Here is an 11,067-nt window from a genome sequence, read left to right on the forward strand (position 1 = left end):
GTGTAGTTTTAGAGCTATGTAGTTTTGAATGCGTCCAAAACATTCTCTAAATTTTCCATTGTGTACCATTCGTTTTAGAGCTATGTAGTTTTGAATGTATCCAAAACTGGCATGACACTAGTCTCTTCCAAAACATATGGTTTAAGTTTGATCTTCAAGCTCTAGTATCTGGTTTCGAAATCTAAATACTAGTCACACTTATTAACTGCCAGGTTATAAGAAAATGGTTAGCGAAACAATGTTAAGCGCAAAATAAGAATATCATCAAAAAATAGTAGGAATCTTCCGAAAGTGATCAGAGATTCCTACTATTTTTGTTTTGCACGCTATTCTTCAAGTTTTCTAGAGTTCTATACAGTGATAATGTGGGAGGAATAACTAAATGACACTGTAAGGTTTCTTTGTAAATGACAAATACGGCACAGAAAAATTAAATATTAAGCTTTAATTTCTTCAGATTTTTTAAGCGATTGCCACTTCCAATTTTCAACTTCTGGGATGTCAACGCCATTTTCACGAATAAACGCGTGATGGTAGTCAATTTTATTTTCCATTTCAGAAATAAAACTATCCGCACTTTCTCCAAACAATAATTGAGCAGTATCACGGGCTAAGTGGAAGCGGTCCATTTGGTTTAACACCCGCATATCAAATGGTGTTGTAATATCACCGTTTTCACGGTAGCCATGGATACAAACGTTATGATTGTGACGGTTAAAGAAGATATCTTTGATAAAACCTTCATAGCCATGGAAGGCAAATACGATTGGTTTATCTTTGGTAAAGATAGCATCGAAATCGTCATCACTCAAGCCTCTTGGATCAACAGATGGATGGCTTAAGCGGAGGATGTCAACGACATTGACAAACCGAATTTTTAATTGTGGGAATCGTTTGTTTAACAACGTGATGGCAGCTAGTGCCTCCAGGTTTGGTTCGGTTCCTGCTGCTGCGATAACGACATCTGGTTCTTGGCCATCGTCTGTACTTGCCCAGTCTATGATTTTCAAGCCGTCTTTTGCTAGGATTTCTGCTTCGTCGGCGGAATAGAATTGTGGACGAGGGTGTTTGCTTGAGACGATTAAGTTGATTACTTGTTTTTCTTGTAATGATTTATCCATCACTGCCATTAAAGTATTGGCATCAGCTGGGAGGTATTCTCTCACAAACTCGCGTTTTTTCTCTGCTAGATGTGTTAACACACCAGGGTCTTGGTGGGTATAGCCATTGTGATCTTGTTGGAACACGGTTGATGTCGCAATAACGTTCAAGGATGGATAATCTTTACGCCAAGGTAGATTGGTTGCCTTTCTAAGCCATTTGAAGTGTTGGGTAAGCATTGAATCTACGACGCGTAAGAAGGATTCGTAACTTGCAAAGAAGCCATGGCGTCCTGTTAAGACGTAACCTTCTAAAAAGCCTTCTGCTTGGTGTTCAGATAGTTGTCCATCAATAACGCGCCCTGCAGAGGATTGCCACTCATCGGTAGATTCTTTTGGTTCTAACCATTGGCGGTCTGTGACTTCAAAAACGGTATTTAAGCGGTTAGATTTAGTTTCATCAGGTCCAAAGATTCTGAAGTTTGTAGGGTTGTCAACAATTAAATCGCGGGCTTGTTTCCCAAACACTGACATATCTTGTGTAATAACAGCTCCTGGTGTAGAGGTATCAATGGCATAGTTTTTCCAGTTTGGTAACTTCAATCCTTTGGGATTTATACCGCCATTTGCAATGTCTGAAGCACCCATGCGTTTATTGCCAGTTGGTGCGACTGCCCGAATGTCTTCTTTTAAGTGACCGTTGTCGTCAAATAGTTCTTCAGGGTGATAAGAGCGTAGCCAGTTTTCCAGTTGGTCAATATGTTCTAAATGGTTGGCATCAACAGGAATTGGAACTTGGTGTGCTCTGAAGGTGCCTTCGATTTTTTCGTGAGCCCACACTTTTGGTCCGGTCCATCCTTTAGGGGTTCTAAAGACAATCATTGGCCACTTCGGCATCGTAGCATCACTTGCAGGATGTTTTCTAGCGTCTGTTTGAATGGCTTTGATTTTACTAAAAGCTTCATCAAGTGTTGTTGCCATGACAGGGTGAACGTCTTTAGGATCAGTCCCGGAAACAATGTAAGGATCCCAGCCAAGACCGCTGAAATAATTAATGAGGTCTTGATCGCTTTTCCGTGATAAAATGGTAGGGTTCGATATTTTACCACCGTTTAAGTAAAGAATCGGTAAGATAGCGCCATCATTTACAGGGTTAATAAATGTATTTGATAACCAACCTGCTGAGAGAGGACCAGTTTCTGCTTCGCCATCGCCAACGACAGGTACGGCAATCACGTTTGGATTGTCTAAGACTGCACCTGTCGCATGTGATAAGACGTAACCCAACTCGCCGCCTTCGTGGATCGATCCAGGTGTTTCTGGGGCAGCATGTGAGGCAATACCGCCAGGGAAGGAGAATTGTTTAAACAGTTTTTTCATCCCTGCTTTATCTTCAGTAATTTTAGGAAATTTCTCAGTATAACTACCATCTAAGTAAGCATTTGAAACCATGACCTGTCCACCGTGACCAGGACCTGATAAAAATAAGAGGTTCAAATCATCTTTTAAGATGATGCGGTTTAAGTGAGCATAAATAAAGTTTTGTCCCGCAATAGTCCCCCAGTGACCAATGGGATGTATTTTAACATCCTTTTTTTCAAGCGGCTTTTCTAATAAGGGATTATCTCTTAGATACAGTTGACCTACAGATAAGTAGTTGGCTGCTCGCCAGAAGGCATCTACTTTCTCAAGATAACTTGGTGATGAATAATCAATTGTTGTCATGTAACTCATCCTTTCATCTGTTTTATGAACACTTTCATCTTACGAAGTGATTGTGAAATTGTAAACTAGAATTGAGTTGGCTTAGCATAATCGGTAATCAACTTATGAGACTTTACGACCCTGAAACGTGAGCCAGAACAGTCCCATGTTGCATAATCAGTGAATAAAGAATGATATCTACTGTTTCAAAACGTTGATATAACAGTAGTTACATTTTTAACAAACTCAAAATAGCAGTTCAAGATTATTGAACTGTTTTTTTGAGTCCCATGATGCAGAAGAACTACTAAATATTTTGGGAACAATACAGATAGAAATGAAAGCGTTTTTACTGTAAATTTGAGTTGTGAGAGGGATGATTATGAATTTGGAAGAGAGAACAAACCAACTATTTGTAGAGTTGATGACTAATCCTCAAATCACTAGTAAGGAGCTTTGCCAGAAATTTGAATTGACAAGAGGGCAACTGAACTATGCACTTCAAAAAATTAATAGTTCGTTAGAGGAAGAAAAGCTAAAACCGATTAAACGAACTAAAAATGGTCATTTTATCATTTCGAGTGAGGTCTTCTCATATGTTAAAGGTGGTGAGCCAGCAAAGAATGATCTGTCGTCTGGATATGTTTTCTCAAGTGATGAGCGAGTGGACTTGATTCAACTCCGGCTGTTAAGTAAGGATGAGTACCTATCCTTAAATCACTTTATCGATGAATTGGAAGTTAGTCGTAATACCGTTTTACGAGATTTAAAGGAAGTTGACCAGAGGATAGAGCCTTATAGTTTAAAACTAGTCTATTCTCGTAAAGATGGCTACTATATTCAGGGCGATGAGTGGGACAAACGCAAGTTATTGTCAGATTTGTTAATAACTGTGGGACAAAACTATCATGGTATCGACTTGATCAGTAAATATGCCAACATTGAACCTAACGCCATTGAAACGATGAAAAAAAGAGTGGAATTAGTCGAACAAGATTTAGGTGTTCAATTTACCGATGAATGGCTCAAGATATTACCATTACTATTAATTCTGTTAATAAGAAGGGCTCAAAAAGGAAGACTAATTTCTTATAGCTTTAAAATCAATGAAGCGGAATTGTCAGATACCAAAGAGTATTTGGCAGCTGATCGTGTGATTTGGGATGTTGAGAGGTTAACGGAAAACGAACGTGTTTATCTCACGATGGTTTTATTAACCGCTAATCTCTCACGCGCTAACATCCTATCAGCCACTGAGATTAGCAATATGAAGGCAGCTCTTGAAGCTGTGATTGAAAAGTTTAGTAAGATCGTGGGAATCCAGTTAAAGAATAAAGAGGTATTACTAAACAGATTATTGGTTCATATGAGACCTGCCTATTACCGAATCAAATACCATTTGAATTTACAAACCAAGTATTTTCAAGAAAACACAGATAAAGATTTATCATCTTTGTTCTATCTCGTTAAAAAAGCTAGTGGACCATTGACAGACTTTTTTAAAGAACCACTACCAGACGCAGAATTGTTCATGATTTCTTTGTTTATAGGGAGTCATATGGTAGGAACAAGTGATATCGTTTCAGAAGATAACCGTATAAAAGCAATTATCGTTTGTCCTAATGGGGTTTCAATCGCCACCATGTTAGAACACAGTCTGAGGAAGTTGTTGCCAGAGGTCAATTTTGTTGCCGTTATCTCAGCTAGGGAGTTTTACAAAAATACCTATGATGCAGATTATGTTTTCTCCCCAGTGCCGCTAAAGACGGATAAACAGGTATTTGTGGTGAACAGTTTTTTAACTGCTGAGGAAAAGAAACAGTTACGTCAAAAGTTTTTACGGACAACTTATGCGGGTCAGACTAATAAAGTCACTCCAGAAAATATTCTTGAGGTGATTGAAAAACATACGACGATCAAAGATGAGGGGGCACTTTATGAAGATGTTTTAGCCTTGTTTAACCTAAGGAATCCGTGATTCTATCTACCAAAAAAAACGGCTTAACAGACATGTTGACAGAAAAAAACATCATGATGATAGAGAACATTACTGATTGGCATCGTGTCTTGGACATGCTAGCAGCGCCTCTCAAAGAGACGCACATCATTACTCCGAATTATGTTGAAGCGGTCAAACAGGAGATGGCTGTCTTACCAGACTATGTGGTATTGAGAAATAAAATTGCATTACCTCATACAGTTGCCGAGGCGGGTGCCTTAGGGGTTGGCATAACCCTGGCGGTTGTGAAAAAGGGGATTGTGACAAAAAGTGGTCAAAGAATACATACCATTATTTTTCTGGCCTCTAATAACAAAGAGGAGCATATCGATTTGATTCTCGAAATAATGGATTTGGCGGGTTCAACCGCAGTTGACCAGCTGGAAGAGGCAACAGATAAACCGAAAATGTTAGAAATAATTCGGAAATTTAGTGATACACGTTGGAGGCATTAATATGGACGGCAAAAAAAAAATAAGTGATTACTTAAAAGGACCCTTAATCTTTGTGGATGCAGATTTTAAAACGCAAAATGAGGTATTTGAAGCTATTAATAAAGAGGCGCTGAAGCAAAAATTTGTAACACCAACTTTCTTATCTAAGTTAACGGAAAGAGAGCAAACCTTTCCGACTGGTATACCATTAGAAAAGATTGGGGCGGCAATACCTCATACGGATGCCGAGTGTGTCTCTGAAGAGTTTATTGCGATTGTGACAGTTAAAAAACCTGTTGATTTTAAGAGTATGGAAGATGGAGTGACAATTGTTCCTGCTCGAATCATTTTTGTATTAGCACTAAACCAACCACACGCACAGCTGGAAATGTTGCAATCATTAATGGGGGTGTTACAAAACGAGAAACTATTAGAGAAACTTTTAGAGGCGTCAGACAAAACAACTTTTTTCAACACAATGATAGAAAATAATTTATAAGAGGGAGCAAAAGAGATGAGAAAAATTAAGGTATTAGTAGCATGTGGTGCGGGTATTGCAACATCGACAGTTGTCATGAAAAAAGTTGAGGACCTTTTTGCGAGACATCAAATTCCGGTGGAAATAGACCAAATCAAGATTTCAGAAGCGTCATCGAAGGAAGATCAAGCGGATATTTTAATTTCAACCACAATGCTACCAAAAGAGTATAAAATACCAGCAATCAAGGCGATGGCATTTTTAACTGGTATAGGGACGGATAAGGTTGAAAAAGAAATCTTAGAAGCTGTAGAAAAAATTAAATAAAGGTAAAAAACCTAACTGAGGAGGCGTAAAAATGGATGGTTTAATGAATGTGGTACAAAGTATTTTAGATGTTGGGGCAAGTGTAATGCTCCCAATCATTATTTTTATAGTAGGGTTAGTTTTCAGGGTTCCTGTTAAAAAAGCTATTGTATCAGGTATCACGGTCGGTATCGGAATGATCGGCATTAATTTGGTTATCAATTTACTGACGACAAGTGTTGGCCCTGCTGCGCAAGCGATGGTTGAAAGGTTTGGACTCAACTTAACCATTATTGATGCGGGTTGGCCAGCAGTTGCAGCTGGGACTTGGGCACAACCTATTGCAGCTGTTATGATTCCAGTGATTTTAATTGTCAATCTGATCATGCTTGCCCTTAAGTGGACGAAAACACTGAATATTGATATTTGGAATTACTGGCATATGAGTGCCGCAGCAGCTACGGGTTATATTGTCACTGGTAATTTTTTCTTCGGGATTTTCTGTGGTATTGTTTACACCGTTTTGGTTCAAATTATTGCTGACAAAACAGCGCCACAGCTACAAAAGTATTACGGCTTAGAAGGTATTAGTTTTACGACCGGGTCAGCACAAGGTTATGCTTTGTTAGGGATACCAATCGGCTGGGTGGTTGACAGAATTCCTGGAATTAACAAACTAGATGTGAAGCCAGAAACGATTCAAAAAAGATTTGGTATTTTCGGCGAACCGATGATCATGGGGATTATTATCGGAATGTTCTTAGGTATTTTGGGAGGATACTCCTTCGCTGGTATTTTGCAAATTGGGATGACCATGGGTGGGGTGATGTTCTTGATGCCATGGATGGTAAAAATCTTGATGGAAGGACTTATTCCAATCCAAGAAAGTGCGCAACAAATGTTACAAAAACGCTATGGTGATCGTGAAATCTATCTTGGTATGGACGCAGCATTAGCTACAGGGTCACCGGCGGCGTTAGCAACTGGCTTATTGATGGTTCCCATTACATTATTTATTGCGGTTATTTTACCTGGGAACAGAGTATTGCCATTTGCCGATTTAGCAACAATTCCGTTCTTTGCGGCTTTAATAGTTCCAAGTCGTAAGGGTAACATCCTACATTCAGTTATTTCCTTAACCATTGTCATTACGTTAGCACTATGGATGGCAACAGATTATGCTCCTGTGATCACACAAATGGCCCAAGGTATCGTGGAATTCCCACAAGGTGCCGTTGAAATTAGTAACTTTGATACAGGTGGTAACTTCCTGAACTGGATTTTCTTAAAATTAGCAGAATTATATCATTCAGTATTTTAATGGCTATCAGTATTTTCATAGCTATAACAGAATTTGTTTCTAGAAAGGAAGACTAAAATGAGTAAAATGATGAAAGGTGTCTGTAAAACAGAACCTGGATACGACAAGATGGCATTGATTGACTTAGAAGTCCCAGAAGTAACTGGTGACAAAGTCTTGATTAAGGTGGCTTATACGGGGATCTGTGGCTCTGATATCCATACGTTTAAAGGGGAATATAAAAATCCAACGACACCTGTTGTATTAGGACACGAATTTTCTGGCAAAGTGGTTGCTGTTGGGGAAGATGTGACGACGGTAAAAGTAGGAGAACGTGTGACAAGTGAAACGACATTCTCGGTTTGTAATGAGTGCGAGTATTGTCAGAAAAAGCAATATAACCTCTGTCCACATCGGAAGGGGTTAGGCACACAACAAAATGGTAGTTTAGCAAACTTTGTTTTAGCTCGCGAAGAAAGTGTTCATATTTTGCCAGACAATTTGAGTTATGAAGGAGCAGCAATGAGTGAACCATTGGCGTGCTGTGTCCATGCCATGTACCAAATGAGTCACTTGGAACTTCAAGATAAAATCCTCATTACGGGACCAGGTCCAATTGGCTTATTCTTATTACAAATTGCAAAAGAAATTGGCGCTTTTGTTATCATGACTGGTATCACGAAAGACGCTCATCGATTACAACTCGCAAAAGAAATGGGAGCCGATATAATAGTAGATACCTTACAAGAAGACTTGGCAGAAATCGTTGATAAGGCTACTAATGGTGTTGGAGTAGACAAAGCTTATGACGCTTCTGGTTCACCTCTCGCTGTCAATGCTAGTTTACCACTTCTTAAAAAGACCGGTCAATTTATTCAAGTAGGTTTATTTGCTACCAAATTAGTAGAAATAGATACAGAATCTATTATTCAACGCGAAATTTCATATAAAGGTAGCCGCTCGCAAAATCCATATGACTGGCCAATTGCTATTCACTTGTTGGCCAAAGGGGCTATTGACATTGATCGTATGATTACACGAAAGTTTACGCTTTCAAACTGGCGGACAGCATTCGAAAAGGTTATGGAAGGGCATGAAATCAAAGTCATGATTGCTTCTAACCCGGATGAATTTCCTCTCGAACTCGCTCATGATAACACAGATAAAGAAGCTATTACCAACTAAAATAAATACTGACATTAGCTCGTCTAATCCACTGAAAGAAGAGAAATTTTTCTCTTCTTTTTTGTCTTGCAATCACTTGTTAAAGGTATTTGGCAGTTACTCGCATTTTCAATAATACTTTAAATACCGGCATAAAATGTTTTGAGAGAGGGCTGTAGATGGAAAAACGTCTGCAACCCTTTTTAGTAGGGAGACGTCACTATCACAATAGGGAATCTATTTTAAAGCGTCGGTAAACGGTCAGTGATGACACCATCATCAAACTCAACAAGCTTAGTAAGAGTAAATAAGGGCAAACGGGATCAAATATAACCAACATTAACAAAAAAATCACAAAATAATATTGTGTTAATATTGTTTTCGCAGTATAATAACATTGTAATTGTGAAATAAATAACAAAGTGTTAAAATAATTGGAGGTATGTCAAGTGGCTTTTGATTTTTCAGGGAAAACAGCATTTATTACAGGTGGAGTTAATGGTATAGGGAAAGAAGTTACAAAGGGGATTATTGCAGGTGGCGGTCATGTAATCGTTACTGATATTGATGTTGAAAATGGGAAAAAGTTTGTTCAGGAATTAGGAGAAGGCAACTTTTTCTACAAAATGGATGTTGGTAATCCAGAAGAAATCAGGGCGGTGATCGAAGAAGTTGCTAAAGCTCACAAAGTTGATATTTTAATCAATGTGGCTGGTATTATTTCTGCCAAACCATTTGATGATTTGACAGATGCTGAGTGGGAAAGAACGGTTCGCATTAATTTAACTGGTACTTTCACGACTATCAGTGCTTTTTATCCTCACTTTAAAGCGCAAGGTGGCGCACGTATTGTCAATGTCTCATCTGTTGCCGGTAAACTCGGTGGTGGATTATTAGGAACAGCAGCTTATGCGTCTTCTAAGGCTGGCGTTAACGGACTAACGAAAGCCGTTGCTAAAGAAGGTGGCAAGTTTGGTATTTCTTGTAATGCTGTTTGTCCATCTTTTACCCATACATCTATGACCACTTCTTTATCAGAGGATAAAGTGAAAAATGATAAGGTTATTTCGATGATTCCGCTTGGTAGAGCTGCTGAACCAGTAGAAATTGCTCAAATGATCTTGTTTTTTGCATCTGAAGCTGCTAGTTTCGTCAACGGAGAAATCGGTGACTGTGACGGCGGCATTGTGATGGACGGTTGAGGTGAGTTCTGTGAGTATTGTGGATAAAATTAAACGGATTAAAATTCCAGGAGCAACCATTATCGTCCCAATGTTTATTGGGTGTTTAATCAACACATTATTCCCGCAAGTTTTAGGGATTGGTGGTTTTACAACACCTCTTGCTCAAGGGACCGGTGCATTGGTAGGAGCTTTCTTGGTGATTATTGGGAGTACTATTTCCCTTAAAAATACACCTAAAGCTGTCCTCCGTGGTGGTACAATTATTTTAACTAAAATTGCGTTATCAGTAGTTTTAGGATTAATTGTTGCTAAGGTCTTTGATGATAATTTCCTTGGTTTAAGTGCAGTAGCAGTAATTGGAGCTATTTCTGTGGCTAACAACGCGATGTATGCCGGGATTGTTTCCTCTTTTGGGGATGAAATTGATGCCGGAGCTGTTGGGATTACAACGTTAAGTGTTGGTCCGATGGTCACGATGGCAGTTCTTAGTTCTGCTGGCTTGGCCGACATTTCAATCTGGAGTTTAGTTGGAACTATTTTGCCGTTAGTCGTTGGTATTTTCTTGGGAAATACTTTTCCAACCATCAAGACAATGCTTAACAATGGGACGAATGCCATTATTATGATTGTTGGGTTTGCACTTGGATGTAATATGAACTTCGGTCAAATTGTTGAAGGTGGTATTTCTGGTATCTTACTAGGATTAATTACAACATTAGTTGGTGGAGCTTTGTGTATTGCAACTGATCGTTTAACGGGTGGTAGTGGTGTAGCAGGTGCAGCGATATCTTCAACTGCGGGGAGTGCTATTGCGACCCCAGCGGCACTAGCAGCTGTTGATGCGACTTACGCTAGCATCGTTGGTACGGCAACGGCTCAAATCACAGCATCAGTGATTGTGACAGCTATTTTAACACCAATGCTAACGGCTTGGATTTCTAAACGAAACAACAAGAAAAGCCATGGTCAAATCGTCACTGAAATGACAGAAAGTGAAGAAGTAGTCGAGCAACAACTGTAACAGACAACAGTCGTTTGTAAATGCCAGATATATATGGCTATTAGGGTATTTATATGTAATATGCCTATTCGACAGTTATAGCTGGTAGTTATAGCTGATGTGCATATGTTATCTGTATGATCGGATAAAAAATGAATAGCTCTTAACTAACTAAGAGGCTGGGACAAAAAGTCCTAGCTAACCAATATATAGAAGAAAACCGGTTCTAAGTCAAATAGTGTTGTTACCGTTAAATCACTTAAGGAAAACGCTTCGGCGTTTTCTTTTTTTTTCTAAATAATCTGGCAGATATCTTGTTGAATTAAAACTCTCATCCGAAGGTGATAGAAGGTTCTAAACCCAAAAGCAATTCGTTTAATGACCTTTATTAAATTGTT

General features: G+C 38.9%; 9 protein-coding genes. 8 read left to right on the top strand and 1 reads right to left on the bottom strand.

The window, feature by feature from the left end:
• Positions 1 to 437: 437 nt before the first annotated feature.
• Complete coding sequence (locus H541_RS0109530; RefSeq protein WP_022797082.1) at positions 438 to 2,825, bottom strand: phosphoketolase family protein; 2,388 nt, start codon at positions 2,823 to 2,825, stop codon at positions 438 to 440.
• Between the two features lie 361 nt (positions 2,826 to 3,186).
• On the opposite strand from H541_RS0109530, the gene H541_RS12590 reads away from it, so the two are divergent.
• The 8 genes from H541_RS12590 (at position 3,187) to H541_RS12275 (ending at position 10,690) form a co-directional block, all read left to right on the top strand.
• Positions 3,187 to 4,782: a PRD domain-containing protein gene (locus H541_RS12590; RefSeq protein ID WP_022797083.1), complete on the top strand. Its 1,596-nt coding sequence runs from the start codon at positions 3,187 to 3,189 to the stop codon at positions 4,780 to 4,782.
• 53 nt (positions 4,783 to 4,835) lie between these two features.
• Complete coding sequence (locus H541_RS13775) at positions 4,836 to 5,258, top strand: PTS sugar transporter subunit IIA (RefSeq protein ID WP_338024052.1); 423 nt, start codon at positions 4,836 to 4,838, stop codon at positions 5,256 to 5,258.
• A gap of 1 nt (position 5,259) precedes the next feature.
• Positions 5,260 to 5,736, top strand: a complete 477-nt coding sequence (locus H541_RS0109540) for a PTS sugar transporter subunit IIA (protein WP_022797085.1) — start codon at positions 5,260 to 5,262, stop codon at positions 5,734 to 5,736.
• Positions 5,737 to 5,751: 15 nt separating this feature from the next.
• Positions 5,752 to 6,042, top strand: coding sequence for a PTS sugar transporter subunit IIB (locus tag H541_RS0109545; RefSeq protein ID WP_022797086.1), 291 nt, complete (start codon positions 5,752 to 5,754; stop codon positions 6,040 to 6,042).
• Between the two features lie 31 nt (positions 6,043 to 6,073).
• Positions 6,074 to 7,342 carry a PTS galactitol transporter subunit IIC gene (locus H541_RS0109550; RefSeq protein WP_022797087.1) on the top strand — a complete coding sequence of 423 codons (1,269 nt, stop codon included), beginning with the start codon at positions 6,074 to 6,076 and terminating at the stop codon, positions 7,340 to 7,342.
• 57 nt (positions 7,343 to 7,399) lie between these two features.
• Positions 7,400 to 8,506 (top strand): zinc-binding dehydrogenase, encoded by a 1,107-nt coding sequence (locus H541_RS12270; RefSeq protein ID WP_022797088.1) that lies wholly within the window; start codon positions 7,400 to 7,402, stop codon positions 8,504 to 8,506.
• 428 nt (positions 8,507 to 8,934) lie between these two features.
• Entirely contained in the window at positions 8,935 to 9,687 is a 753-nt protein-coding gene (locus tag H541_RS0109560; RefSeq protein WP_022797089.1) for an SDR family NAD(P)-dependent oxidoreductase, read from the top strand.
• Positions 9,688 to 9,697: 10 nt separating this feature from the next.
• Positions 9,698 to 10,690: a 2-keto-3-deoxygluconate permease gene (locus H541_RS12275; protein ID WP_022797090.1), complete on the top strand. Its 993-nt coding sequence runs from the start codon at positions 9,698 to 9,700 to the stop codon at positions 10,688 to 10,690.
• The last annotated feature ends 377 nt before the right edge of the window (positions 10,691 to 11,067 follow it).

The sequence above is a fragment of the Bavariicoccus seileri WCC 4188 genome (genome assembly GCF_000421665.1).
Classification (GTDB): domain Bacteria; phylum Bacillota; class Bacilli; order Lactobacillales; family Aerococcaceae; genus Bavariicoccus; species Bavariicoccus seileri.